24 protein-coding genes are annotated in these 24,753 nt (G+C 65.1%); 14 read left to right on the top strand and 10 right to left on the bottom strand.

Going from position 1 to position 24,753, the window contains the following annotated elements:
• Positions 1 to 95: 95 nt before the first annotated feature.
• The 10 genes from D1Y84_RS12375 (at position 96) to D1Y84_RS12330 (ending at position 10,924) form a co-directional block, all read left to right on the top strand.
• On the top strand, positions 96 to 632 hold the full coding sequence (locus D1Y84_RS12375; RefSeq protein WP_124848974.1) for a type IV pilin protein: 537 nt from the start codon (positions 96 to 98) through the stop codon (positions 630 to 632).
• A gap of 229 nt (positions 633 to 861) precedes the next feature.
• Positions 862 to 1,557, top strand: coding sequence for an outer membrane lipoprotein carrier protein LolA (locus D1Y84_RS12370; RefSeq protein WP_124848973.1), 696 nt, complete (start codon positions 862 to 864; stop codon positions 1,555 to 1,557).
• A 557-nt stretch (positions 1,558 to 2,114) separates the two neighbouring features.
• Complete coding sequence (locus D1Y84_RS12365; RefSeq protein ID WP_124848972.1) at positions 2,115 to 3,281, top strand: hypothetical protein; 1,167 nt, start codon at positions 2,115 to 2,117, stop codon at positions 3,279 to 3,281.
• Between the two features lie 172 nt (positions 3,282 to 3,453).
• Positions 3,454 to 4,656, top strand: a complete 1,203-nt coding sequence (locus tag D1Y84_RS12360; RefSeq protein WP_124848971.1) for a type II secretion system F family protein — start codon at positions 3,454 to 3,456, stop codon at positions 4,654 to 4,656.
• A gap of 56 nt (positions 4,657 to 4,712) precedes the next feature.
• Complete coding sequence (locus D1Y84_RS12355) at positions 4,713 to 6,359, top strand: GspE/PulE family protein (RefSeq protein ID WP_124848970.1); 1,647 nt, start codon at positions 4,713 to 4,715, stop codon at positions 6,357 to 6,359.
• 57 nt (positions 6,360 to 6,416) lie between these two features.
• Positions 6,417 to 7,421, top strand: a complete 1,005-nt coding sequence (locus D1Y84_RS12350; protein ID WP_124848969.1) for a hypothetical protein — start codon at positions 6,417 to 6,419, stop codon at positions 7,419 to 7,421.
• Positions 7,418 to 8,206, top strand: a complete 789-nt coding sequence (locus D1Y84_RS12345) for a fimbrial assembly protein (RefSeq protein ID WP_124848968.1) — start codon at positions 7,418 to 7,420, stop codon at positions 8,204 to 8,206. The genes D1Y84_RS12350 and D1Y84_RS12345 overlap by 4 nt, the downstream gene beginning before the upstream one ends.
• Positions 8,206 to 8,844, top strand: a complete 639-nt coding sequence (locus D1Y84_RS12340; RefSeq protein WP_124848967.1) for a hypothetical protein — start codon at positions 8,206 to 8,208, stop codon at positions 8,842 to 8,844. Before D1Y84_RS12345 ends, D1Y84_RS12340 begins: the two co-directional genes overlap by 1 nt.
• Entirely contained in the window at positions 8,844 to 9,467 is a 624-nt protein-coding gene (locus D1Y84_RS12335) for a hypothetical protein (protein ID WP_124848966.1), read from the top strand. Before D1Y84_RS12340 ends, D1Y84_RS12335 begins: the two co-directional genes overlap by 1 nt.
• A 62-nt stretch (positions 9,468 to 9,529) precedes the next feature.
• On the top strand, positions 9,530 to 10,924 hold the full coding sequence (locus D1Y84_RS12330) for a hypothetical protein (protein ID WP_124848965.1): 1,395 nt from the start codon (positions 9,530 to 9,532) through the stop codon (positions 10,922 to 10,924).
• A 127-nt stretch (positions 10,925 to 11,051) separates the two neighbouring features.
• Here D1Y84_RS12330 and D1Y84_RS12325 read toward each other — a convergent pair whose 3' ends face one another.
• From D1Y84_RS12325 to D1Y84_RS12300, 6 genes are all read right to left on the bottom strand, one after another.
• A complete protein-coding gene (locus D1Y84_RS12325; RefSeq protein WP_124848964.1) occupies positions 11,052 to 11,453 on the bottom strand; it encodes an iron-sulfur cluster assembly accessory protein in 402 nt (133 codons plus the stop codon).
• Positions 11,454 to 11,705: 252 nt separating this feature from the next.
• Complete coding sequence (locus D1Y84_RS12320; protein ID WP_158615448.1) at positions 11,706 to 12,083, bottom strand: helix-hairpin-helix domain-containing protein; 378 nt, start codon at positions 12,081 to 12,083, stop codon at positions 11,706 to 11,708.
• Between the two features lie 70 nt (positions 12,084 to 12,153).
• On the bottom strand, positions 12,154 to 12,774 hold the full coding sequence (locus D1Y84_RS12315; RefSeq protein WP_158615447.1) for a YceI family protein: 621 nt from the start codon (positions 12,772 to 12,774) through the stop codon (positions 12,154 to 12,156).
• A gap of 254 nt (positions 12,775 to 13,028) precedes the next feature.
• Entirely contained in the window at positions 13,029 to 13,916 is an 888-nt protein-coding gene (locus D1Y84_RS12310; protein ID WP_124848961.1) for a tetrahydrofolate dehydrogenase/cyclohydrolase catalytic domain-containing protein, read from the bottom strand.
• Between the two features lie 56 nt (positions 13,917 to 13,972).
• Complete coding sequence (gene phoU / locus D1Y84_RS12305) at positions 13,973 to 14,650, bottom strand: phosphate signaling complex protein PhoU (RefSeq protein WP_124848960.1); 678 nt, start codon at positions 14,648 to 14,650, stop codon at positions 13,973 to 13,975.
• Between the two features lie 120 nt (positions 14,651 to 14,770).
• Entirely contained in the window at positions 14,771 to 16,045 is a 1,275-nt protein-coding gene (locus D1Y84_RS12300) for an MFS transporter (RefSeq protein WP_233581379.1), read from the bottom strand.
• Positions 16,046 to 16,329: 284 nt separating this feature from the next.
• Between D1Y84_RS12300 and D1Y84_RS12295 the strand changes: the two genes are divergently transcribed.
• Positions 16,330 to 16,674, top strand: a complete 345-nt coding sequence (locus D1Y84_RS12295) for a PilZ domain-containing protein (RefSeq protein WP_158615446.1) — start codon at positions 16,330 to 16,332, stop codon at positions 16,672 to 16,674.
• 148 nt (positions 16,675 to 16,822) lie between these two features.
• Complete coding sequence (locus D1Y84_RS12290; RefSeq protein ID WP_233581378.1) at positions 16,823 to 17,554, top strand: response regulator transcription factor; 732 nt, start codon at positions 16,823 to 16,825, stop codon at positions 17,552 to 17,554.
• A gap of 204 nt (positions 17,555 to 17,758) precedes the next feature.
• Here D1Y84_RS12290 and D1Y84_RS12285 read toward each other — a convergent pair whose 3' ends face one another.
• Entirely contained in the window at positions 17,759 to 18,160 is a 402-nt protein-coding gene (locus tag D1Y84_RS12285; RefSeq protein WP_124848956.1) for a thioesterase family protein, read from the bottom strand.
• A gap of 124 nt (positions 18,161 to 18,284) precedes the next feature.
• Here D1Y84_RS12285 and D1Y84_RS12280 point away from each other — a divergent pair, with 124 nt between their 5' ends.
• Both D1Y84_RS12280 and D1Y84_RS12275 read left to right on the top strand, forming a co-directional pair.
• Positions 18,285 to 19,559: an MFS transporter gene (locus tag D1Y84_RS12280; protein WP_124848955.1), complete on the top strand. Its 1,275-nt coding sequence runs from the start codon at positions 18,285 to 18,287 to the stop codon at positions 19,557 to 19,559.
• A gap of 94 nt (positions 19,560 to 19,653) precedes the next feature.
• Positions 19,654 to 20,916 carry an aminopeptidase gene (locus D1Y84_RS12275; protein WP_124848954.1) on the top strand — a complete coding sequence of 421 codons (1,263 nt, stop codon included), beginning with the start codon at positions 19,654 to 19,656 and terminating at the stop codon, positions 20,914 to 20,916.
• A 65-nt stretch (positions 20,917 to 20,981) separates the two neighbouring features.
• Here the strand turns inward: D1Y84_RS12275 and rseP are convergent, their stop codons facing one another.
• From rseP to D1Y84_RS12260, 3 genes are all read right to left on the bottom strand, one after another.
• The gene (gene rseP / locus D1Y84_RS12270; protein WP_124848953.1) at positions 20,982 to 22,361 is read right to left on the bottom strand and encodes an RIP metalloprotease RseP; all 1,380 of its coding nucleotides are present in this window, start codon (positions 22,359 to 22,361) and stop codon (positions 20,982 to 20,984) included.
• A gap of 139 nt (positions 22,362 to 22,500) precedes the next feature.
• The gene (locus tag D1Y84_RS12265; protein ID WP_124848952.1) at positions 22,501 to 23,658 is read right to left on the bottom strand and encodes a 1-deoxy-D-xylulose-5-phosphate reductoisomerase; all 1,158 of its coding nucleotides are present in this window, start codon (positions 23,656 to 23,658) and stop codon (positions 22,501 to 22,503) included.
• A gap of 52 nt (positions 23,659 to 23,710) precedes the next feature.
• Positions 23,711 to 24,550 (bottom strand): CDP-archaeol synthase, encoded by an 840-nt coding sequence (locus D1Y84_RS12260; protein ID WP_233581377.1) that lies wholly within the window; start codon positions 24,548 to 24,550, stop codon positions 23,711 to 23,713.
• Positions 24,551 to 24,753: the final 203 nt, after the last annotated feature.

Below are 24,753 nucleotides of genomic sequence, written 5' to 3'. Positions count from 1 at the left end.
CCGCTGACATTCCCGGGCGCGCAAGGTAGCATTCCTTCAAGCACAATGTTCAACGGGGCTGCTTCCCAAACAAGCGCCCGCGGAGTCGCATGCACATGAAGTTCTTTTCTGCTCTATCGTCTGCACGTCGCATCCGGGCGAGTCGACGCCACGAAGCCGGCTTCACCCTCATGGAACTGCTGATCGTCATCTCGATCATGCTCATCCTCATGCTGATCGCCATCCCCAACTTCTCCGGCATGAAGATGCAGGCGAACGAGACCTCGGCCATCCAGTCCCTGCGCGCCATCTACCAGGCGCAGATTCAGTACCAGACGAACTATCCCGCCAATGGCTTCGCCGCCAACCTCGTCGCGCTCGGCGGCTCCTCCAGCGCGGGCGCGCCCTCGCCCACCCAGGCGCAGGTCCTGCAGGCCGACCTCACCTCCGGCCAGAAGAGCGGCTACACCTTCTCGATCATCAACCCGACCAAGGTCACGGTGAACAACCAGGACCAGTACACCGGCTACGAAGCCGTCGCCGTTCCCCAGGCCGTCGGCAAGACCGGCCATCGCGGCTTCTGTATCGACCAGCAGGGCGAGATCAAGGCCGACCCGGCCGGCGGCACCAACTGCACCCAGAACCTGCAGTAAACCCGGCCTAACCCAGAACCACAAAAGCCTCACGCCTCCAACCGGGACGTGGGGCTTTCTCATTCACCCCGCGCACCATGGAGAAGCGCGGCGTCGGAGCGGCCCTCGGAGACTATCCGGGTGACCCATGTCTCGCCCCTGAGACGTGGAACCCACTACCCTTCCTGGCTCAGACCGAAACCAGACCACCGCATCCCTGCCGCGCCCCAAGCATCCCAGGTGACAACCCATGAAGCCCTTCCGCACCGTTCGCGCCCTGCTGCTCGCCCCTGCACTCCTGCTCACACCCCAGGCATGCCCCGCCAGCACCCCCACTCCCGACGCCGCATCGTTTGCGGCCAGCGTGGACGCACACTACAACACGCTCCGTGCGCTGGCTGTGCAGTTTACCCAGAGCTACGACGGTATGGGGCTCCATCGCGTTGAGCGCGGCACCCTCCTGCTCAGCAAGGGCGGCCGCACCCACGCCGGCAGGATGCGCTGGACCTACACCGAACCCGCGGGCAAGCTCTTCGTGCTCGACGGCAGCAACGGTTACTTCTACACGCCTGGACAGAGCGAGGTGCAGCGCGTGCCCGCCAGGACGCTGGTCGCCTCGGGCGATGACCTGCGCTCTCCGCTGGCCCTGCTGCTCGGCCACTCTGCGCTCGCGAAACAGCTCAACGGCCTCACCCTCACCCCGGGCCCCGGCGGCGACAGCACGCTGCGCGGCGTCCCGAAGGGTCTCGAAAAACGCGTCGCCAGCCTCCAGGTCATCGCCGACGCCACCGGCACCATCCACGCTCTGGTCGTTGAAGACCTCGATGGGGCCCGCAACCGCTTCGAGTTCTCCGGCGAGCAGCCCAACCCAGTCACACCAGCCGGCGCCTTCACCTTTGTGCCGCTGCCGGGCACGCACATCGTCGACGGCATGCCCCCGATCTGATCCGCTGCGCCCAGTCTGGCGGTCCAGGCCGACGGTCCAGCCCGGCCGCTCCATTCTCCCCGCCAGGCGCTAAGTGGACCTGCGGATCAGACAATCACCTGGCGCTATCTCTTCTAACTTCCTCCCACCAAGCCGCAGTCAGCCGCCGTTCCCTTTCGGGAACAGTGCGAGCCCTGCGCACCAGGGAACACCCGGCCCGCCGGGCGCTCCACTCCCCGATCACCCGCCACAAAGTGGCCACGCCCGCAGAAACATGGTGCGACGGCAGCAATTGCACCCCTCCGTGCGCGCCCGCGCCGGGCATCATACCAGCCCAGGCCGGAATGCTGCGACATGCATACATATGCACGCTCCGAAATTGTGTTTCGCAACTGGCGCGTTCTTTTCTGCATATCTATGCATCATCTCCAGAAAAACTGCATATTTATAAATTTGGCTTTTCGCAGGCGGCCAAAGTGCACGCAAAAACACCCTGTTTTGACCCGAAACGCAACCCCTGCGCACACACACCGGCAAGCCCCCGCGGCGCCCTCGACCCATCGCGGTATGCTGTGCCCATGCGCCTCCTGCTTGCCGCGTTCCTGCTCGCTTCGCCCTCCCTGCTCGCCGCGCAGGCCCCCATCTGGCAGCTTGAACCCAGCGAGACCACCGCCGATCTTCGCGGGATCCACGCCGTGGGCAACGGCATCGTCTGGGCCTCCGGCTCAAGCGGCACCGTGCTGCGCTCGCAGGACTCGGGCTTCGAGTGGCAGCAGTGCGCCACCCCTCCGGACGCCGAGAAGCTCGATTTTCGCGGCATCTGGGCCTTTGACGACGAGACTGCCATCGTGATGTCCTCCGGCCCCGGCGCGCTGTCCCGCCTGTACCGGACCACCGACGGCTGCGCCCACTGGACCCTGCTCTACACCAACCCCGATAAAGAAGGCTTCTTCGACGCCATCCAATTCACCGACCCCGCGCACGGCACGTTGCTGGGGGATCCGGTCCACGGCGCGTTCACCCTGCTCCGCACTGGGGACGGCGGCAGCCACTGGACCCGCGTCACCTCCGCCTCGCAGCCCGGCCTGGCCGCCGACCCCGCGACCCAGGGCGCCTTTGCCGCCAGCAACTCCTCGCTGGTGTCCGTCACGCCGGGCGCCCACCCGGCCACATTCTGGTTCGTCACCGGCGGCACAGCGGGCCCGTTCCTCTACCGGGCACACGATGCGTGCCCGGCCACCGCCGGAGCGCTGCAGATGGAACGCTGCGCAACGCAGTGGACTGTCTCCCGCGAAGCGCTCCCGCTTGCCTCGGGTACCAGTGCCGCGGGCGCTTTTTCGCTGGCTGTGCAGCCGGTCGGCGGCATCGCCAGGTTTGCCGTGGCCGTCGGCGGCGACTACCAGAAGCCAGCGGAGCGCTCCGGCACCGTGGCTTTCTGGAGCGCGCGCAGCCGGCGATGGACGGCCGCCGCCGTACCGCCCGGTGGCTACCGCTCAGCCGTCGGCTTCCTGCCCGACAGCGCGACGCTGATCACCGTCGGTCCCAACGGTTCCGACGCCTCGGCGGACTATGGACGGACCTGGGTCCCCCTGGAAAGCGCCCCCACCGACGCACCCAAAGGCAGCGAATGGAACGCCCTCAGCCTCCCCTGGGCCGTCGGCCCGCACGGCCGCATCGGCAAACTCAACACGGAGGCCGTCGAGCACCTCCTCCACGCAAACCCATCCGGCCAGCGGCCCCGTTGATACCTCGGTAATCCGACCTGCACCTTCTGCCCACCGAATCGATTGCGCAACGTCTATAGGTGAGACAGGGCCTTCACGCGAGGAGAGGCGGGGCCTCCGGATGGACCTGTTACCCTAGCGAAAAACGGACAGGAGATCGACCCGCAGCCTTGCAAGGTGCGGCACACGCGGCATGGCTGAGTTTCTGGTCAAACTCACGGACGAGCGGGGACGGACGCAGGAGCAGGTACAGGCTGCCGCGTCTGCGGATGAGCTGCGCCTGCGCTACACCCAGGCCGGCTACCACGTGCTGTCGGTGAAGCCGCGCGGCTTTGCCGGCCGGCAGAAGAAAGCCAAGCTCGAAACCTTCCTGGTCTTCAACCAGCAGTTCCTGACGCTGGTGCGTGCCGGCCTTCCCATCCTCGGCTCGCTCGACATGCTGGCCAAGAGCCAGAAAAACCCGGCCTTCGCTGCGCAGCTCCAGAATGTCGCCGAGCGCGTCAAGCAGGGCGAGTCCATCTCGGCCGCATTTGAGGCGCAGGGCGGCTTCCCCCTTATCTATACGGTGACGCTGCTGGCTGGCGAGCGCTCCGGCAACCTCGAAGAGGTGCTGGGCCGCTACCTGTCCTTCCAGCGCATCTCGCTGACCTTCCGCAAAAAGCTGCAGGCCTCGCTGATCTACCCGGCCCTCTTGATCTCCCTGGTTTTCGGCCTGTTCGTCTTCCTGATCACCTTCGTGGTGCCGCAGTTCGCCACGCTTTACGACCAGGTCGGCACCAAGCTGCCCGCGCTCACCCTCGGCCTGCTGGCCTTCGGCAAGGCTGCCCAGCATTACTTTTTCTACGTGCTGCCGGTGCTCGTGCTGGTCGGTTACGGGCTGTTCCGCTGGAGCAAGAGCCCCAAGGGCGCGGATACGATCGACCTGATCCGCATCAAGCTCCCGGTGTTTGGGTCGATCTGGCTCAAATATCAGGTGGCGCTGTTTGCCCGTACGCTCTCGACCCTGCTCACCGGCGGCCTGCCACTCGTGCCGTCGCTTGAAACAGCCGCCCGGTCGATCTCGTCGTCGCGCATCTCGAGGTCGGTGTTCCAGTCGGTCACCAGCGTCCGCGAGGGCAAGGGACTTTCGACCAGCCTCAACAAGACCGGCGTCTTCCCCGCTCTTTCGACCGAAATGATCGAGGTCGGTGAGTCCACCGGCGCACTGCCCCAGATGCTCAACTCCGTCGCCGAGTTCTTTGAAGAGGACGTGCAGACCGCCCTCACCGCCTCGCTCGCCCTGATCGAACCCGCCATCCTGATCGTCATGGGCATCGTCGTCGTCATCATCCTCATCGCGCTTTACCTGCCGATCTTCTCGCTCGGGAACGCCAGTAACTTCCAGCAGCAACACTAGCCTCGCTCCTCGTACGTGTGGCGAGCTAAAGTAGCCCAGGTCCCCGGAAATCCGTTATGGCTGAAGCCCCCATCCTCACCGTTCCCATCCTTCCCGTGCCGCCCATCGAGCTCGACGAGACAGCGCACGCGCAGATGCTTGCGCGACGCTACCGCTGCGAGTTTGTGGATCTGAAGAACTTCCGCATCCAGCACGACCTGTTCCGATCCGTGCCCGTCGACATGATGTTCCGCTACAACTTCGTGCCGATCGAGCAGCTCGAAGATCGCCTGGTGATCGCGGTTTCGGACCCGAGCCGGCTGATGGTGCTCGACGAAATCTCGAGCCTGCTGGGCCAGCGCCTGCTCACCCGCGTGGCCACGCTCTCGCAGATCAACGACCTGCTCAAGAAGACCGAGCAGTCGCAGCGCGTGCTTGACGAAGCCACTGAGGGCCTCACCTTCGACGTGGTCGCGATCAACGACCAGGACGACGAGTCCATCACAATCGAGAAGCTGACCTCGGAAGAAGACATCAGCCCGATCATCCGGCTGGTCGACACCACCATCTTCACCGCGCTCGAGCGCCGCGCCTCCGACGTCCACATCGAGACCTACGACGACCAGTTGATCGTGAAGTACCGCATCGATGGCGTGCTGCACCCCGCCATGGCGCCGATTGCCCGCGAGCACCACCAGACCATCCTGTCGCGTATCAAGGTCATGAGCGAGCTCGACATCGCCGAGCGCCGCGTTCCGCAGGATGGCCGTTTCCGTGTCCGCTACAAGGGCCGCCTCATCGACTTCCGCGTCTCCATCATGCCGACTGTGCACGGCGAAAATGCCGTGCTTCGTGTGCTCGACAAGGAGTCGATGTCGGAGAAGTTCAAGTCGCTCACGCTGGACGTGGTCGGCTTCGGCGAAGACGATCTCCGCCGCTTCCGCCGGTACATTCGGGAGCCGTACGGCATGGTGCTGGTCACCGGTCCGACGGGTTCCGGCAAGACCACGACACTGTATGCCGCGCTCAACGAGATCAAGTCCGACGAAGACAAGATCATCACCATCGAGGACCCGGTCGAGTACCAGATCCGCGGCATCACGCAGATCCCAGTCAACGAGAAAAAGGGACTCACCTTCGCGCGCGGTCTCCGCTCCATCCTGCGCCACGATCCCGACAAGATCCTGGTCGGCGAGATCCGTGACCAGGAGACCGCGCAGATCGCGATCAACTCCGCGCTGACTGGTCACCTCGTCTTCACCACCGTGCACGCCAACAACGTCGTCGACGTGCTGGGCCGCTTCCTCAACATGGGCGTCGAGGCCTACAACTTCGTCTCCGCGCTCAACTGCATCCTGGCGCAGCGGCTGGTGCGCATGATCTGCGAACACTGCGTGTACACCACCACTTACACCGACGCGGAGCTCGACCTCTCGGGGCTCGACCCGAACGAGTGGCGCGGGTTCCCCTTCAAGGAAGGGCGAGGCTGCGTGGAGTGCGGGGGCACCGGCTACCGCGGGCGAACTGCGATCCACGAACTGCTTGACCTCACCGACCCGATCCGCGAGATGATTCTCGAGAAGAAGCCCGCCTCCGAGGTGCGCAAGCTGGCCCAGGCAGAGGGTATGCAGTTCCTGCGGGAGTCGGCGCTGGACCGCGTGCGGCGCGGCCTGACCACATTGAAGGAAATCAACAAGGTGACATTTATCGAGGCCGGACGCTAGTGCAGTCTTCAAACGCCTCACAACCCGCGCCTGCTCGTTCAAGGTGGAGCCTAGCCCATGCTTGAGAAGCTGCCGCTGCTGTTCCCCGGCATCTCGCTGCGCCCGGCCATGGCCTGCGAGATCTCGCCGTATGGCGTGCTTGCCGCGCGCCAGGACTCGTCGAGTGGACTGGCCACGCAGTTCGCGCCGTTGGCCGCCACGGCCCTCCAGCCGGGCTGGAAGTCACCCAACGTGCTGGATCGCCCGGCGGTGGTCGCTGCGCTGCGCTCCGCCATCACCTCTGTTGCGGAGCGGGGCAGGCCGCTACCCGGCGGTCGCAGCCTCCCGGCGAATCGCGCCCTCACGCTGATCGTGCCGGATGCCACGGTGCGCGTGCTGCTGCTCGACTTCGACGCCCTGCCGTCCAAGCGCGCGGAAGCGCTTGCCATCCTGCGCTTCCGCCTGCGCAAGCTGGTCCCTTTTGAATCGGACGATGCCGCCGTCACCTGGCAGGTGATGGGCACAAGCGCCGAGGGAGTTCGGGTCCTGGTCGTGGTGATCCCGCGCGACGTGCTGCTGGAGTACGAAAGCGTGGTGCGCGAGGCAGGCTTTATCCCGGGGGTGGTGCTGCCCAGCACTCTCGCCGCGACGCCGCTGCTGGGCGCAGAGCCCGCGCTGCTGGTCAACCACAATGGCACGACGCTGACCACGACCATCCTGCGTGGGCAGGAACTGCTGCTGCATCGCGCGCTCGACTTCAGCGGACTGGACAGCCTGGAAAACCCGGACGAGCAGCCCGGCGCGCCGCTGCGCCTGCCGCGCAGCCCCGAGATCCGCGAGCGCGAAGAGGCCGAGGACATCCGGCGCGGCGTCTCGGTCGCCCTAGCCTACTTTGAAGACACCCTGGCTACCGCCGCCTCGGAGCTGTTTTACATCGGGCCCGGCACTGCCGAAGCGTTCCATGCCATGCTGGGTGAGCCGACCATCGCGGTGCGCGAGCTCGGGCCGACGCCTGAACTGCCTTCCAGGACCGTGCCGCGCTCCATGCTTGCCCCTGTGACCGGAGCCCTTCTCAACGCATGAATATCAACCTCAATCTCGCGACACGGCCCTACATCGAGCTTCGCCCGGTCTACGCGCGGCTGCGGGTGCTTGCCGTCGGCCTGGCGGTGCTTGCCCTGCCCATGCTGCTGGTGGTGCACACCGAGGAGACCAAGGCGCGGCTGGCCGAGGCCCGGGTCAACCAGCTCGAGAGCAACATCGCGCTGCTGCGCCGGCAGCAGACTGCTGCTCAGGCGCTGGCGCTGCAGGGTCCCAATGCCAACGTGCTGAATGCTTCCGCCTTTCTGAACGACCTGTTCCGCCGCAAGGCTTTTTCGTGGACTGCCACCATGATCGACCTGGAAAGCGTGCTGCCCGCAGGGGTGCAGGTGCAGGCGATCGACCCGGTCGTTTCCCCTGACGGACACGTGGTGATCCGGATGCGGGTGACCGGAGGTCGCGACCGCGCGGTCGACGTGATCCATAATCTTGAGCACTCTCGCCACTTCGTGGCCCCCCGGCTGGTTACGGAAGCCCTTGCCAACCAGAATGGCGGCGGCAATGCCCGGCAGGTCTCGGTCAGCACTGCCCCCGGCGCACTGCCCGCAGGTGCCAACGATGTGAACTTCGACATTCTCGCGGACTATCGCCCGCTGCCCAACTCGCACTCCGCGGCCGGGAAGACGTCGGCTGCCGCGGCCGCGACAGCAAGCCCGGAAGCCCAGTTGACCAACCCTGACCCCGCCGGCGCGTCCAGAACCCTGCGTTCGCGGCGGCACCCTGCCGCGACCCGCAGCCTGCCGGGCACACCCGTGGGAGGCCGCTGATGGCACGTCGCACCCTCGTTTCGCAGGCCATTACCCAGCTCAACGTGCACCTGGCCATTGTGGGTGCGCTGCTGCTGTTTGACCTTGTGCTGGCCACGCGCCTGATCGTCGCATGGGAGCGCTCTCACAGCGACCAGTCCGCCCAGTACAGCGCCGACATGGCCACGTACGGACACTTGCAGGCACAGGCGGAGCACATCCAGGCGCTGCCAGCGCAGCTCAGCACCTCGCGTCGTGCCGCCGATGCCTTTGTCGCTAACCGCATTCCAGTCTCGGACAGCGAGATGCTGGCAGAGCTTGGTACGCTGACCAGCCGCAACCACGTGCGTCTCAGTCGCGCGAGCTACACTCCGGCGCCTGCAATCCCCGGCTTGCTGGAGTTGCGCGTCGAAGCGAATGTTTCGGGTGAGTACGGGCAGATCATGCACTTCATCAATGACGTGGAGCGCGACAAGAACCACTCCTTCTTCATCATCCGCTCCATTACGCTGACCGGGCAGCAGGGTGGACTGGTCAATCTGCGTGTGCGCCTGACCACCTACATGCGCCAGGATGCGGCCACCGCCGCCGTGCTGCAGTCCGCGAGCCGCGCCGGAGAAGCCGGCGGCGGCAGCACCGGCTCGGGAGAGGAAGAGTAATGGCTCAGCTCAAAGGGGTAGGCACCGACGACAAGAAAAAAGTAGCGATTGCTGCGTCGCTGGGGCTCGTAGTGCTCGTGCTTGCTTTCAAGACCATCTTCGGCGGCACGCCCACGCCACCGCCGCCTGCCGTGCCGGTTCGCCCGGCGGCCCTGGCAAGTGCGCCTGCTCCGGCTCGTTCGGCTCCTGCCGCCGGAATGTCTCCCACGACCAGCAGCAGCAACCTGGACCCGGCACTGCACCCGGAGTTGATGGCGGAGAACGAGAACTATCTTTACGCGGGCAGCGGCCGCAACATCTTCGCGCAGAACTCCGCCGCACCCACCGCTGCTATCGCGATCGAGAAGGTCAAGGCGCCGGTTCGCCCTTCCATGGTAATGGCTGCTGCCGTCAACACCGGGCCGCCCCCGCCACCCGCGATCGACCTGCGCTTTTTCGGCTACTCCGCACGCAGGAACGGCACGCGCAAGGCTTTCTTTCTCCATGGGGATGACGTGTTTGTCGCCTCCGAGGGTGACGTGGTGAGCCATCGCTATCGCGTGGTCCGGATCGGGCCCTTTTCCGTCGACGTGGAAGACCTGCCGTACCACGACACCCAGTCGCTGCCCCTGGTCCAGAACTAAAATCCTGGTCCCGGCTCATCAACGCAGCCACCACACGGATCGATCGCACACGAGTTTCAGACTTGAAGCCAAGCAGCCACAGCATCGCGACCGCCCGACGCCCCGGCCTCCGCCCGGCAGCGGGGCAGCGCGACGAAGATGGCTACATCCTGCTGGCGGTGATCTTTTTTGTGGCGCTTGTGACGCTTTCGCTGGCGGTCGCCGCGCCGCGCATCGCGGCTGCCATCCAGCATGACCGGGAACTTGAGGCAGTGCAGCGCGGCCTGCAGTACAAGCGCGCCATCCGGCTTTACTACAAGAAGTTCAGCACCTATCCCACCTCGATTGACCAGCTGGTCAAGACCAACGACATCCGCTTTCTGCGCCGACAGTATCTCGACCCGATGACCGGCAAAGCCGACTGGAAGCTGATCCACATGGGCGAAGCCACCGTGTGCCCGCTGGGCTTCTTCGGGCAGCCCTTCTCCGCGGTGGGGGGTGCCAGCTCAATCGCAGGCGCGACCTCGGTGGCGAGCGCTGCATCCTCGAGCGGCGGGTTCGGCAGCAGCGGTTCCAGTTTCGGCGGTTCGAGTTCCAGTTCCGGTTTCGGTGGCTCCAGCTTCGGCAGCAACAGCAGCAGCAGCTCAGGATTTGGCGGCAGCAGCTTTGGCAACTCCACCGGCACGAGCGGCAGCACCAGTGGCACCACGGGCTCCAGCTCCACCAGCGGGGCACCCTGTGCGGGCACCGCGGGGCTGTACGCCATCGCAGGCGCCAGCAACGTGGGTACCTCGATCGCTTCCGCTGCCACCAGCAGCAGTGGCGGGTCGGCGTTCGGTGGCAGTGGCGGCAGCAGTTCGGGGTTCGGGAGCAGCAGCGGGTTCGGCGGCGGCAGTTCCGGCTTCGGGGGCAGCTCGTCCTCCACGAACTCAGGGAGCTCAGGGTTCGGCAGCTCCTCAACCGACAGCACGGCCACAGGCACCACCAGTGCAAGCGGCCTCACCGGCCTGGGCACGACGGGCACCAGCGGCACCAGCGCGATGGGCCTCAGCACAAGTGGCAGCGGTGCGGCGGGAGCGCCGGTGATCGGGGTCACACTCCCGGCAAAAACAACCTCCATGGTCGCGTTCCGGCTGCAGGACCACTACAACAAGTGGGAGTTTGTGTACGACCCCGTGGAAGAACAGGCGCTGGCCGGGGCGGGTACCAGTGGCGCAAGTGTCAGCGGTACCTCCAGCGGGGCCAGTGGGCTCAGCGGCTCCAGTTCCGGGACATCGGGCTTTGGCAGCACGACCAGCGGCTCTTCAACGGGCTTCGGGAGCTCCAGCGGAAGTTCAGGCTCGGCGTTTGGCGGCGGGTTCGGCTCGGCTGGCGCGCCTACCGGCTCATCTTCGGGCTCCAACGGCTCATCCGGGTCTTCGGGCTCATCCGGCGGCAGCAGTGATCCGTTCGCGGGCGGCTTCGGCAATCCCAACTAGCCGGGGCGGACGAAGCCTGGTCCCCCTGGAACGAGAATGAGAAAAGCCCGCCCTGGTCCAAGACGGACCGGGAGCGGGCTTTCTCGTGAGCCTGCCGACGACACAGGTCTTGCATGGATCGGTGCTGCTAGACGCTGAACGAAGAACCGCAACCGCAGGTGCTCTTCACGGTCGGGTTTTCGAACTTGAAACCGGCCGCTTCCAGGGTTTCGACATAGTCCACAACGCAGCCGTTCAGGTACATCATCGAGGTGGCATCGACAAAGACCTTAAGGTCTTCGAAGCTCAGGACCTTATCCATCATGCCTGCCTGATTTTCAAACGACATCGAGTACTGGAAGCCGGAGCATCCGCCGCCAACCACGCCCATGCGCAGACCGGCCGGGATCGGATCCTGCGTTGCCATGATCTCGCGTACCTTGGCGATTGCCGCGGGCGTCAGCGTGACCGCCGTAGGTGCAGGCGTCTTGAATTCATTGGAAAGCGGCGCCCCGGGGGCCGCCGTTGTGGCTGTCGCTGCTGTTGCCATCGTATTTATCTCCCTCAGGGATTGCCGAGGCGTCAAAAGCGGCCATCGGCAGACCACAGTCTATCGATTCAGTGTAGCGCACCTGTAACAATGCAGTGCGGTGCATCCCGGGCCAGAGTGCCCCGCATACCCTACATCCGATGCCTGCAGGCGCGGGCGGGACGCAGAATAATCAGGCGGGCGCATCGCGCGAAACATACCGGCGCGGCCCACCGCGCGGCGGCATTGCCGACGGCGCTTCCCTGCCCGCCTCTAGTCCACGGACAGGCGGCCTGCGACCCGTGCGTACTGCGTCTCGGTGAGCACGCCGCGCTTCACCAGGTCGTGCCGGGTGCGGAAAGGGCGAGCTGCCACGATGGCCCGGGCGCGGTTCGCGTCGATACCGGGCAGCCGTGCGAGCATCTCCGCGGGTGCGTGATTGATATTGACCGGGGCATGGTTCTGGTCGGCTGCACTGCCGGCGTCGCCCTGCTGCCAGCCCTCGCGCACCCCGGCTACAATCGCGCGGGTTCCGGAAGCAGCCTGCCGCAGGGCCTGTCCAGCTTCGCGGCCGGCATCGTGCAGGTCGTGGTGCATCTCGCGGGCGTCCCGCGCGGCTTCCTGCTGGAGCCGCTCCTGCGGTGTCTGCACGGGCGCGTTCCGGCAGCCGGTGGCCCCTGCGGCCATCAGCAGTCCGCAACACACGGCTGCGCGTCTGCTGCTACGAACCCTTGGGTTCAAGGCCTTCCACTGTGCCATGGCTCTCCACCGTGATCTGGATAACTTTGTCGCGCATCAGCAGCGTGCCTGCGTCCTTCATGCCCCACTGGACGTAGGGCACGGAAAACCGGCTCTTCAGCAGCACCGTGTCGCCCTGGCGCGTGGCGTCCACATCTACCAACAGAGGGTGGTCGGCTCCATGGATATTGAAAGACCCTTCGAGCTTGAGCTGCGAGGTTCCATCCTTGGCTGGCAGCGAACCGGTGACCTTCTCGGCATGGAAGAAGATGCCGGGATACTTGGCCGTTTCAAGAGTCTGGGTGTGCAGCTTCTGGTCCAGCTTGCTGTCGTTGCTTTTCTCGGAATCCGCGTCCACCAGGATCTCGCCCTGGGCCACGCCGCTCTTGCTGTCCAGCGCAAACACGCCTGTCTTGAGCTGAAAGGTGCCATGCACATGGTGGATACTGCCCGCGTTGAAGCTCACGGTGGTGCGCTGCGGGTCCAGGTGCACGGAAACTGTGCTGGGCGAACTACCGGCGGCGCCCTGCTGTGCCAGCGCTGGCAGCGCCACGCATGTGGCTGCGGCGACGAGCCCTTGCACAACGAAGTTCCTGGCGATCATGTGTTTTCTGCGAAGCGGATTCAATGGACCTTGCCTTCTTGCCTGCGGTAGAGGCAGCGCGCTGCGTTGGGGTTTGCCGGGCTCCGTGGAAGCGCATGGAGCCATCCGGGAGCGACTGGGAAGCATTCCGTACGATGCCGGGATCATAAGCGTGCGAAGGCTTCTCCGGCGAGGTGGAACCCAAGGGTGCACGTGTCCCTTACCGGAACGGAACAAGTCTGGGAGCGAACCTGCCTGCGCACCGGCGCGCACCACTAGCCGCGCACGAGGGCAGGCTCCAGCATCGCCACCTGCTCCGCTGATTCCACCGTCTGCGCAATCAGGGTTGCAATGGTCATGGGGCCGACGCCTCCGGGCACCGGGGTATACGCCGCGGCCCGCGCCAGCAGCGAGGCGGAAAGCTCCACGTCGCCCGCAGCCGGGGCTCCATCGATCGGAGGGTGGTAGCCGGCGTCCACGATCACGACCTGGTCCTGCAACCAGCCGGCGCGGATAAACTCGCGGCGTCCCAGCGCGGCCACCACGATATCGGCATCGACGAGGTGCCGCGGCAGGTCCGCAGTGAACCGGTGACACAGGGTCACAGTGCAGTCCGCGTGATCCAGCATCGTGGCCATGGGCCGGCCGAGAATGGCGCTTCGCCCGATCACCGTGGCCCGCTTGCCGCGCAGGGGGATCTGGTGGTGACGCAGCAGGCGCATGATGCCCGCCGGCGTTGCCGAGCCGAACGCCGGCTCCTTCATCGACATGCGTCCGAACCCGAGGCTGGTGACCCCGTCCACATCCTTCTCCGGCGCGATGCGGTCGAAGCAGGCGCGCTCATTGATATGGGCTGAGACAGGGTGCTGCAGCAGGATGCCGCGCACATGAGGATCGTCGTTCAGCGAGTCGATCACGGCCAGCAGTTCTTCGGTGGTGGTCTCGGCAGGCAGGGCGATGGGGAGCGATTCCATCCCCACGCGCCGGCAGGCATTGCCCTTCATGCGGACGTAGGTGGCAGATGCCGGGTCCGCGCCGACCAGGATTGTTGCGAGTACGGGCGGAGGTCCTGCCAGGTGAGCGCGCAGGCGCGCAACGCGCTCCCGCAGTTCTGCTTCCAGTTCAACCGCGAGCGCCTTGCCATCAAGAGTGATTGCTGCCATGCGACCAGTGTAAAGCCAGCTTTGCGTCCCGGCAGCGATACGGGATGCGCGCGCCGTCAGCTCGTGGCCAGCATCGGCAGGTTGGCATGCCGGATGTCAGCGCCTTCGATCCAGAAGATGACGTCGCTCGCAATATTGGCGGCGTAGTCGGCGATGCGCTCCAGGTTGCGCGAGATGATGATGGTGTGCAGCGCCTGCTCGGCCACCCCGGCGTTGTTGCCGATCAGCTCGATCAACTGCTCATGGGCCAGCCGGTTCAGCCGGTCTATGTCGTCGTCCATCTCGATCACAGAAGCAGCCAGGCGCGCATCGCCCTCGAGCAGTGCCTGTAGCGCACCGCGGATCATGGTGCGGGCAATCTCGCGCATCCCGGCGATGTCCGCGGGGGCATCGATTGCCGGCGTCGCGCACAGCTCCAGCGTGCGCTCGGCAATACTCATCGCCTGGTCGCCGATGCGCTCCAGGTTGCCGTTGATCTTGATCACCGCCAGGATGAAACGGAGGTCGATCGCCATCGGCTGCTCCTGCGCAAGCAGCTCGTAGCTCATCTCGTCCACTTCGCGCTGCGCCATGTTGATGGCGGTCTCGTTCTCGCGGACGTATTGGCAGATCGCAGGATCCCGCTCGAGGTAAGCCTCAACCGAGGACTCAAGGGCCTGCTGCGAAAGAGCCGCCATGGCCAGCAGCTTATCTTTCAGCTGCGCCAGCTGCTGATGGAAATGCACACGCGGCATGGGTAATCCTCCATGGCTGAGATGTAGAACAGGATGCGGTCACACGAACTCGCATTCCATTGTGCATGAAACAGCTACAACTGGCTGCAAACCAGCAGACCCGGGCTGCACGTAGGTGTGCTAGGCCACCAACTTCTTTCCCCGGGACTCGCGCCCCAGCGAGCAAACCACTGCCAGGAAGATGCCCACGATGAGTACGGTGCCGGCCAGAACTGGCCCATACGCACCCACACGCGCCGCGGCCCATCCCTGCAGCACGATGTTGCGCGAGGTAAGCAGGTTGCCGAGCTGGTAGGCGACGCCGGGGAAGGTCGCACGGGTTTCCGCCGGCGACAACTCGCTCAGGTAGGCCGGCACCACACCCCAGGCGCCCTGCACCATGAACTGCATCAGGAACGCGCCCAGCGCCAGCAGCGGCAGCGAGTGGGCCAACGCGAACAGGGGCACACAGGGCAAGGCAAGCAGCGCCGCGGTGATGATGGCCCGCTTGCGCCCCCAGCGCTCGGAGAGCGCGCCGAACAGGATGCCGCCACCGATCGCACCGATGTTGTAGATCACCCCAATCAGGCCTACTTCGTGCGCACTGGCGTGATGATCCTTGATCAGAAAGGTCGGGTACAGGTCCTGCGTGCCATGCGAAAACGCATTGAACCCGGCCATCAGCAGCACCAGGAACAGGAACGTGCCGAGGTGCGCGCGCATACCGGTCCAGAGCGCGGCCCTGCGCTGCCCGGGCAGTGCCGCCTGTGCCCGGCCCTGCGTCCACGTGGGCGACTCTTCCACCTTGCGGTTGATGTAAAGGCACAGCAGGCCAGGCAGCGCGCCCACCACGAACAGGCCGCGCCACCCCACCACGTGGCCAGCCACATGGAGGTGAGCCAGTGGGTCGAAGAGCACCCCGAAGACCAGGGCAGCCAGCAGGTAGCCGACGGCGTAACCCTCCTGCAGCACACCCGAGAAGAACCCGCGCCCTTCCACCGGGAGGGTCTCAAAGACCAGGGCGGCGCCCACGCCCCACTCGCCGCCCATGGCGATACCGAACAGAGCGCGCAGGACCAGCAGCACGGGCAGCGAGGGGGCAAAGGCGCAGGCCAGCTCCAGCAGCGAGTAGCAGGCAATGTTGAAGATCAGCGTGGGGCGGCGGCCGAAACGCTCGGCCAGTGTCCCAAAAAGCAACGCTCCCACGGGCCGGAAGAGCAGGGTCAGTGATACTGCTTCGAGTACCGCCTTGGTCCCGGTGTGAAACTCCGTGGCTATGGCCGGGATACAGAGCACCAGCAGAAAGTAGTCAAAGGCGTCCAGCGCCCAGCCCAGAAAGCAGGCGAGAAATGCATGGCGCTGCGTGGGCTTAAGTCGCTGCCAGTGTGCGCCCAGCGCGCGTACTTCATCAAACAAGTCAGCCTCCATGGTGCCGCCGGCCGGAGCCTTTTGGTTGCAGACCCTGAGTGTGCATGGGTCAGCAATAAGTGCGCAACTTAGTTCCAGCATGAAATCCATACCCGCGCGGGATGCGTTTCCTTACTAAAGGCACCCGTAAGGCGACGCGCGCCTACATTTTGGTGTTCCGAAGCCAGGATAAGTGCGGTGTAGAATGTGCTGAATCATGGCAGCAGCCGCAGAGTCACGCTAGAGCGCGGCCAGAACCGCGCTGCACCGCAACTGCTCGAAGCGAGCCCGCCATGAGTATCCTGCAATTCTTTCCGGTGAAGGCGAGTCGAGCGATGGTGTGGGAAGAGCTAAGAAGTGCCGTGCGGTTTCCGATGCACCTGCCAGTCGTTCTGGTAGTCGAAGGCGAGCAGATTCACGCTGTAACAGTAAACATGTCCCATAACGGGGTATTGCTGGAGGCACCACACCCGATCCCCGCCGAGACGGGTCTCGAGTTCCTGATGGAAGTGCCCCGCGAGGTCACACTGAACGATTCGACCGCCGCTATTCATTGCGTAGGTCATGTCATCCGCAGCTACCAGGAAAATGGAAAGTGTTATATCGCTGCGGTTATCGATGACTACCGGTTCCAATAGGCTCTGAAAGGATAAGGCGCGCCCTTCTTCCATGAACCAGATGAACGATAAACCACGTGTAGGAACTGCTCCACTGGGTTCAAATGGACACTCGCCATACCCAAGGCCTCAGCCTCCGGTACCTGCCGGCGCCCCGGGTAACACTACCGTGGCGCACCGGGAGAACCCGACGCGCGTCATCCTGGCTGACAGTCAAGCCATCTTCCGCGTCGGCATGAGCAAGGTGTTTGCCGCCGAGCCGGATATTCACGTCATAGCCCAGGCCGACAGCCTTCCCAATCTCCGCGCCACCCTCAAGCAGAACCATGCCGACGTGCTGCTGCTCGACTGGAACATCCTGGGCGGCCACACCGAGTTTGTGCCGGAGTTGATCAAAAGTGGTCCCTCGCCGATCAAGATGATTGTGCAGGGAGCAATTGCGGATGAGACCCGCATGATCGAGCTGTATCGCAATGGCGTACGCGGCACAATCTCGCGAGCCATCTCTCCCGACCTGCTGCTGCGGTGCGTCCGCAAGGTGGCGGCAGGGGAAACCTGGATCGACAACCAATCGCTGACGTTGCTGATCGACGCGTACCGCCTGCAGGCGACCCAGGGCCTCAGCACCAAGGTCGCGCCCCGGCTCTCTCCCAAGGAGATCTCGATCATTACCTACATCAGCCAGGGCAAGCGGAACAAGGAGATCGCTCACCACATCGGCACGAGCGAGCAGGTGGTCAAAAACTACCTGCGCAAGATCTACGACAAGCTCGGGGTGTCGGATCGACTCGAACTCGCGCTTTACTCCCTGCACCATGACCTGCAAAAGAATGTTGTGCCGGGACCGGGCCGCACCACCGTTGCTGTGCCGGCAGCATTGCCGAGGGCACCCGAGGCGTAAGCCCGCTCGGCGTGAACTGCGCGGCGGTTCGGTGCAGGGGCCGAAGCCCGCGCCGTGTTCGCAGGTGAGGATCACTGATGCATCGAGATCGCTGAAGAATCCGGGACCAGGCCGAATCAGCGCCCGGTCTGGCGACCTTATTCCTCCTACCCTCCCGCTCCACCCCTCGTGGACGCAATCTGCCCTGAAGCTTTACTTCAATCCTTATTCGAGAATGGCAAGGATTGCTGCATGGTGGCGCTCCGGCAGCCTTCGCTGCTGCAGGGCTCCGTCCACAACCACGTGTTTGGTCTCTCCCTCCGCAAGGAGCACCTCGCCGACGTACAGCTTGTAGGTGAACACCACGATCGACCCGCGCAGTGCCTTGACCGAGGTTGCGAGCGTCAGAAGGTCGTCATAGCGGGCGGGGCGGCGATACCGGCAGGACGCCTCGACGACAGGCAGGATGCAGTCATCCTGGGCTTCCAGCTCCTGATAGGAGAAGCCAAGTGATCTGAGCAACTCCACTCGTCCTACTTCGAACCATGCGAAGTAGTTCCCGTGGTACACCACCCCCATCTGGTCAGTTTCGGAGTAGCGCACTCTGAGGGTCGTCGTAAACTTCATGGAACCCAGTGTACGTGCGCAGCCTGCAAGCCACGGTCCAAGCACAGGGCATCCCAGAACCATCGGGATGTCGCTGGCCTGATCCCCACCCTGGAGCACCCTGCGCCACGGAGAACCCGGAACCATGCTCGAAGAGATCTCCGACATCAGCATGCTGGCAGCGGCGCCCGGCAGCACTGCGCACATTGCCGTGTCTGCGGCGAGGGCCCGGCACGCGCAGCTCGCAGTGGCCGTGCTGTTCCTGGTCAACGGAGCGGCGGTTGGCTCATGGGTCCCACACATTCCAGAGCGCGCCGTGGCGCTGCACCTCAATGCGGCCCAGCTCGGCTCGACGCTGCTGGCGGCCGGCATCGGGGCATTGTGCGCGATGCCACTCTCGGGCACGTTGCTGAACCGCGCGGGTTCGCGACGGCTGTGCATTGTCACCGGCCTGTTGTTCCCTGCCCTGCTGACCATCGCGATCCTGATGCCATCGCTTCCACTGCTGGTCGCGGTGCTGTTTGTGACCGGGCTGACCGCCGCCGGGATGGATGTCGCCATGAACTCGCACGGGGTGCTGGTCGAGTCGCTGCTGGGACGCCGCACCGTGTCGTTGTTTCACGCCATTTTCAGCGTCGGCTGCTTTGCCGGGGCGGGCACGCACAGCTTCCTGATGGCTGAGGGCGTGCGCGATTCCCGGCTGGTGCCGAGCTTCGGTGTCGTGCTGCTGCTGCTTGTGCTTGGGGCCGCATCCTTCCTGCTGCCCAAGCCGGTGGAGGACGCGCAACACGCTGCCGAGCGGCAGGCAGCCCCGGCGGCGACGGGTGGGCCGAAAAGCCTGCGTGCGCACCTGCCGCACCCGCGACTGTTGCTGATCGGGGTGCTGTGCTTTTCCACCATGGTCAGCGAGGGAGCCATGGGCGACTGGAGCGCCCTGTTCCTGCGAGTCGTGTACAAGGTTGCGGACGGCGCGGCTGGCTACGGCTACACCTGCTTTGCCGCCCTGATGGTGCTGGGCCGGTTCACGGGGGACGCAGTGGTGTCGCGCATCGGCGAGCTGCGCGCACTGCGACTGGGTGGGCTGATCAGTGTTGCGGGCCTGCTGTTGCTGCTGCTGAGCCATTCGCTTCCGGTGATTCTTGTCGGGTTTGCCCTGGCTGGTGCGGGCCTGGCGAACGCGTCGCCCGTGCTGTATCGCACGGCCGGGACCCTGCCGGGTTTCGCCCCGGGTGAGGGCATCGCCACGGCAGTGGGCGTGGGCTATGCCGGGCTGCTGATCGGGCCGCCGCTGCTGGGGTTCCTGGCGCACCGGGCTGGGATGGCGAGCATCTTCTGGGTGCTGGTGGCACTGAGCGCAACCCTGTTTGTCGCGGCACCGCTGGTGCGGAGTGCGCATGGGGCTCGCTCCCGCCGCTGCTAGCAGCGATGCGGTCTCCGAGGCTCGGCCTCGCCGGCTGCGGCGCTGTCAACGCGGACCGGTTCAAAGCACTCCGGGTCCGGCGTAGATTAAACAAATGGCCTCTGTCATTGCTGCTTCTCCGACCGCTTCCTCCACACTTGCTGACCGCATCGACCTGCTTGCCCAGGTCACGGTTCACTCCGGCCTCGGCCTGCGGGCCGGGCAGGAACTGCTGATCACGGCACCCATCGACGCGCTGCCACTGGTGCGCCGCGTTACCGAGCATGCCTACAAGGCCGGCGCTTCACTGGTCACGACCATGTATGTCGACGATGAAGCGACGCTGGCACGCTACCGGTTTGCCGAGGACGCGAGCTTCGACCATGCCGCCACCTGGCTGCACGACGGCATCGCCACAGCTTACCGGTCGGGCGCGGCCCGCCTCGGCATCACGGGCGCCGACCCGTCGCTGCTGGGTCAGCAGGACCCTGTGAAGGTTTCACGTGCGAACGTCGCTGCCTCCAAGGCGAGCCGGCCCGCGCTCGAGCTCATAACCCGGCACGAGATCAACTGGTGCATCGTGGCCTCGGCGACCCCGGCATGGGCGCGGGTGGTGTTTCCCGGCGAGCCCGAGGAGATTGCGGTCCAGAAGCTGTGGGACGCGATCCTGGCTTCGTCCCGCCTGGACAACCCTGACCCGGTGGCCGCGTGGAAGCAGCACTCGGCCAACCTGCAGCAGCGCGCTGCCCTGCTGAACGAAAAGCGCTATGCCGCGCTGCGCTACACGGGTCCCGGCACTGACCTCGAGATCGGCCTGGCGGACGGGCATCTCTGGATGGGCGGCGGCACCGTGGCGCTCAACGGCATCCCCTGCCTGCCCAATATCCCGACCGAGGAGGTTTTCACCACGCCGCACCGGGAACGGGCGAGCGGCACCGTGCGGTCGACCAAGCCGCTTTCATACCAGGGCACGCTGATCGAGGAGATCACGGTGCGCTTCGAGGGCGGCAGGATCGTGGAAGCCCGCGCCAGGACGGGGCAGGAAGTGCTGGAGCGGATGCTGGCGACGGACGAGGGCGCCGGGCGCCTGGGCGAGGTGGCGCTGGTGCCGCACTCGTCGCCGATCTCGGCAAGCGGACTGCTCTTTTCCAACACGCTGTTCGATGAGAATGCGGCCTGCCACATCGCGATGGGCCAGGCGTACTCGACCTGCGTTCAGGATGGCGACACGCTCAGCCCCGAGGAGCTGGCGGCACGCGGCGCCAACGAAAGCCTGATCCACGTGGACTGGATGATCGGTTCCGGCACGCTCGATATCGATGGCGTGACTGCCTCCGGGGAGCGCGAGCCGGTGATGCGTGCTGGGGAGTGGGCCTAGGCGGGAACAGCGATACCGCAAGAAAGGCCGCTCGCGAGAGCGGCCTTTTCGTGGCTGCGAAGCAGTTACGACTTCGAGAAGCCCGCGATGCGGGAGACATCGTTGAAGGTGACGAACACGAAGAACAGGATCAGCACCACGAACGCAACCTGGTAGATCCGCTCCTTGACCTCGACGTTGAGGTCCTGGCGCATCACCGTTTCGATCAGCAGGAGGAGGATCATGCCGCCGTCGAGCAGGGGAAACGGAAGGAGGTTGAAGATGCCAAGGTTCAGGCTGATCATGGCCATCAGGTTGATGATGGGCTGCCAGCCGGGCATCAGGGTGGCCTCGCCGGTGGCGCGGGCAATGCCGACCGGGCCGCTCAACTGCTTCACGTTGGAGTGGCGCGAGAACAGACGCCGCATAACCTCGACGATCTGGCCGGAGCTTTGCACGTTGTAGTGGAAGGAGCGGCGGGCTGCCTGCGAAAAGGGCTGCTGCTCCACCACGAACGGCGGCGGCTGCGGGCGAAAGCCGATCCGATAGCCTTTTTCGCCGGCGCCGTTGTCACCGATCACCGGCTGAATGTTGAAGTGCAGCGTCTGTGTACCCCGCTTTACCTCGACGTCGACGGGATGGTCGCCGTTCTCCTTGAGATAGGCGGCCACGGAGCTGACGGAGTGAAGCACCTGCCCATTGAGCGAGGCCAACACATCGCCTGCCTTGACGCCGGCCCTGGCGAGCGGATAACCCGGCTCGACCTCACGGACGGTGAGCGGCTGGGCCTGGATGCTGGGTTCGAAGCCGAGCGCCGTGGGATCGAGGCCGTCCTTGCTGATGACGCCTGCCACGGGGAGCTGGACGGTGGTTTCGCCGGAGGGGCGCGCAACGGTCATCGGCACGGTGCCGTTGCCATTGATGCCCATGCGAATGGCCACCTGCTGCCAGGTGGGGTTGTGTTCCCGGTCGAATTGCACGATGTGGTCGCCGGCTTTGAGCCCTGCCTTCGCGGCCGCGGAGCCCTGGGCCACGAAGTCGATCACGGCCGGCTCGTTGAGGTAGGCGTCCACCTCGTTGTGCATCATGTAGAGCCCGGTCATCAGGCCGAAGGCCAGGATGAAGTTGGACACGGGGCCTGCGAGGCCGATGCAGATGCGCTGCCAGCGTGGCTTGGAGTTGAAGTCGCCCGGGTCGCCGGGGTGCACCTCGCCGGTGCCTTCCGCGCGGGTTTCCGGGGTGGTTTCGCCCGTCATCTTGACGTAGCCGCCCAGCGGCAGCAGGCTCACCCGGTAGTCGGTATCGCCCCGGCGAAAGCCGAACAGGCGTGTGCCGAACCCGATCGAAAAGACCTCAACCCGCACCCCGAACAGCTTGGCCGCGAGAAAGTGACCGGTCTCGTGCACGAGCACCATGATCCCGAGCACGACCAGCATGGAGAGAATGGAAACAAGCGCGAACGGCATATAGGCGGGTATCAGCTCCGGTGGTGCGTCTTGGGGGGACTGCGTTTTTGCCGAGGGTAGCTATGGATCCGGATCAAGCGCTCCCGATCCATGCCCAGCCCGGCGGACCCAATCTATGGACCGTGCAAGCCAGTCCAGGTTAGCGAGCCAGGATGTGCCGAGCCCGCCTGCGCGCTGCGTCATCCTGCTCGAGGACCTCGGCGATCGAGGCCGGGGTAAAGGACGGCGTCTCCGCAAGCACCTTCTCGATTGTACCCGCGATGTCCTGGAAGCCAATGCGGCGCGCCAGAAAGGCTTCCACGGCGATTTCATCGGCCGCATTCAGGGCGATCGGGTGCGCGCCGCCAACCTCGGCAGCTTCGTACGCGAGACGAAGGCAGGGGAAACGCTCGAGGTCAGGCTGCTCGAAGTGCAGGTCGGCCAGCATGCTCATATCGAAGGTGAGGTCGGACTCGACCCGCTCCGGATAGGAGAGTGCGTACAGGATGGGCAGGCGCATGTCGGTGACCGAGATCTGCGCCAGGATGGAGCCGTCGATGTACTCCACCAGCGAGTGCACCGTGGACTGGGGGTGCACCGTGACTTTGATCTGGCTGGGTGGCAGGTCAAACAGGCGGCAGGCCTCGATGATCTCGAGCCCCTTGTTCAACATGGTGGCCGAGTCGATGGTGATGCGCTGGCCCATGACCCACGTGGGGTGCTTCAGGGCTTGCTCCACGGTGATGGAGGCGAAACGGCCGAGCGGCAGCGTGCGAAATGGACCGCCCGAGGCGGTCAGCCAGACGTTTTTGACCTCGTTGAGACGCCCGGCGCGCATGCACTGGTGCACAGCATTGTGCTCGGAGTCGATCGGGATCAAAGGGACGTTGTGCTTGCGGGCTGCTGCGTTGAGCAGGTCGCCGGCAGCAACCATGGCTTCCTTGTTGGCGAGGCCGATCGGCTTGCCCGCGAGCACCGCGGCGTAGGTGGCTTCAAGGCCGGCCACGCCGACGATGGCGGAGACAACGAAGTCGACCTCTGGCAGGGTCGCGGCCAGCACGGTACCGGCGGTGCCGTAGACAACATCTGTCCCCGTCACACCAAGCGCCAGGAGGCGGGCCTTGAGCTCTGACGCGAGCTCTTCGGTCGCCATGGAGAGGACGCGGGGCCGCCAGGTAAGGCACTGCTGCGCAGCGGACTCAACGTTGCGACCGGCTGCCAGCGATACAACAGCAAAGCGGTGCGGGTACTTTGCAAGGATGGAGAGGGTGCTTTCGCCGATGGACCCGGTGGAGCCCAGGATGCAAATCTGTTTCAAAACACGAGCCTTACCGCGGGCGTATTCAAGGTGGCGGAGTCTGTATTTCCGCCTACAGCGCCTGCTGAGCTAGAAGAGCGTACCACAGCACCGGCGCGGCCAGGAGCAGCGCATCGATGCGGTCCAGCACGCCGCCATGCCCTGGTAACAGGGTACCCGAATCCTTGACGCCCGCACCGCGCTTGATGGCTGACTCCAGCAGATCGCCTAGCTGCGCGGCGATGTTGAGCAGGGTGGCCAGCAGCAGGGTCCGCAGGGCCGGGCCGGGGTAGGAGAGCACCTCGATGCCGCGGCGGTTCAGCTCATTAGCGAGCAGCAGCAGCAGGGAGATCACCATTACGGTCGCAACGAGCGAGGCTACGGCTCCCTCCCAGGTCTTGTTGGGGCTGAGCCGCGACAGCTTGTGTTTGCCAAGGTTGCGCCCGACATACAAAGCGGCGACGTCGCCTGTCCAGACCGACAGGAACAGGAGCACCAGCAGGGAGGGCCCGTTACCCTGGGCGGAGATCAACGGCAGCGTGGTGAGCGACCAGCCGGTGTAGACCAGCGCAAACACCGAGAAAGCCGTGGCAGGCAGAACCTGCGGCGGCGGCAGGCGGAATGCGCAGATCGCGAGCAGGATAAAGGCCAGCGCGCCAAAGGCGGCCGAGGTGTATTCCGGACGAAAGTACGCGCAGGCGAACAGCACGGCGACGCCGCACAGAACGGGCACGCGCGGAATGGCGGGTGCAGCGTGTTTGGCGGCGATGGCCAGAAACTCCCAGGTCGCGAGACCGGCGACGACCGCCGCGGCAATCGTCAGGGCAGGCAGTGAGTTCCAGAAAACGATGGCAAGCACAAGCGGCACCAGCACTGCCGCGGTCAATACTCTTTGCATGTCTTCAAAGAGCATAGCCCACCGGCCCGGCGGGAGGTGCTCTCCTGCCGGGCTTGCGCTGGGTGCCAGCGCCGAGAGCGCGGGCGGGAGTGCCGCCGGGCAGAGGCGCGATCGCCCCGTTGTTTATGACGCAAACGATTGCGCCCGGCCCGGCGTTGCTGCCGGCGTCTTCGCGGAACCTTCGCTCCAAATCCCGCGTCTAACTGTGCAGATACGAA

This window comes from Acidipila sp. EB88, from assembly GCF_003858395.1.
Taxonomy (GTDB): Bacteria; Acidobacteriota; Terriglobia; order Terriglobales; family Acidobacteriaceae; genus EB88.
The sequence above is the reverse complement of the archived record's forward strand: the minus strand, read 5'-3'. Positions and strand labels throughout refer to the sequence as shown.

What these genes read in the sequence shown, in the direction of transcription:
- D1Y84_RS12375 (WP_124848974.1), top strand. Translation starts at nt 96, where the DNA reads ATGAAGTTCTTTTCTGCTCTATCGTCTGCACGTCGCATCCGGGCGAGT.
- D1Y84_RS12370 (WP_124848973.1), top strand. Translation starts at nt 862, where the DNA reads ATGAAGCCCTTCCGCACCGTTCGCGCCCTGCTGCTCGCCCCTGCACTC.
- D1Y84_RS12365 (WP_124848972.1), top strand. Translation starts at nt 2,115, where the DNA reads ATGCGCCTCCTGCTTGCCGCGTTCCTGCTCGCTTCGCCCTCCCTGCTC.
- D1Y84_RS12360 (WP_124848971.1), top strand. Translation starts at nt 3,454, where the DNA reads ATGGCTGAGTTTCTGGTCAAACTCACGGACGAGCGGGGACGGACGCAG.
- D1Y84_RS12355 (WP_124848970.1), top strand. Translation starts at nt 4,713, where the DNA reads ATGGCTGAAGCCCCCATCCTCACCGTTCCCATCCTTCCCGTGCCGCCC.
- D1Y84_RS12350 (WP_124848969.1), top strand. Translation starts at nt 6,417, where the DNA reads ATGCTTGAGAAGCTGCCGCTGCTGTTCCCCGGCATCTCGCTGCGCCCG.
- D1Y84_RS12345 (WP_124848968.1), top strand. Translation starts at nt 7,418, where the DNA reads ATGAATATCAACCTCAATCTCGCGACACGGCCCTACATCGAGCTTCGC.
- D1Y84_RS12340 (WP_124848967.1), top strand. Translation starts at nt 8,206, where the DNA reads ATGGCACGTCGCACCCTCGTTTCGCAGGCCATTACCCAGCTCAACGTG.
- D1Y84_RS12335 (WP_124848966.1), top strand. Translation starts at nt 8,844, where the DNA reads ATGGCTCAGCTCAAAGGGGTAGGCACCGACGACAAGAAAAAAGTAGCG.
- D1Y84_RS12325 (WP_124848964.1), bottom strand. Translation starts at nt 11,453, where the DNA reads ATGGCAACAGCAGCGACAGCCACAACGGCGGCCCCCGGGGCGCCGCTT.
- D1Y84_RS12315 (WP_158615447.1), bottom strand. Translation starts at nt 12,774, where the DNA reads ATGATCGCCAGGAACTTCGTTGTGCAAGGGCTCGTCGCCGCAGCCACA.
- D1Y84_RS12310 (WP_124848961.1), bottom strand. Translation starts at nt 13,916, where the DNA reads ATGGCAGCAATCACTCTTGATGGCAAGGCGCTCGCGGTTGAACTGGAA.
- phoU (WP_124848960.1), bottom strand. Translation starts at nt 14,650, where the DNA reads ATGCCGCGTGTGCATTTCCATCAGCAGCTGGCGCAGCTGAAAGATAAG.
- D1Y84_RS12295 (WP_158615446.1), top strand. Translation starts at nt 16,330, where the DNA reads ATGAGTATCCTGCAATTCTTTCCGGTGAAGGCGAGTCGAGCGATGGTG.
- D1Y84_RS12285 (WP_124848956.1), bottom strand. Translation starts at nt 18,160, where the DNA reads ATGAAGTTTACGACGACCCTCAGAGTGCGCTACTCCGAAACTGACCAG.
- D1Y84_RS12280 (WP_124848955.1), top strand. Translation starts at nt 18,285, where the DNA reads ATGCTCGAAGAGATCTCCGACATCAGCATGCTGGCAGCGGCGCCCGGC.
- D1Y84_RS12275 (WP_124848954.1), top strand. Translation starts at nt 19,654, where the DNA reads ATGGCCTCTGTCATTGCTGCTTCTCCGACCGCTTCCTCCACACTTGCT.
- rseP (WP_124848953.1), bottom strand. Translation starts at nt 22,361, where the DNA reads ATGCCGTTCGCGCTTGTTTCCATTCTCTCCATGCTGGTCGTGCTCGGG.
- D1Y84_RS12260 (WP_233581377.1), bottom strand. Translation starts at nt 24,550, where the DNA reads ATGCTCTTTGAAGACATGCAAAGAGTATTGACCGCGGCAGTGCTGGTG.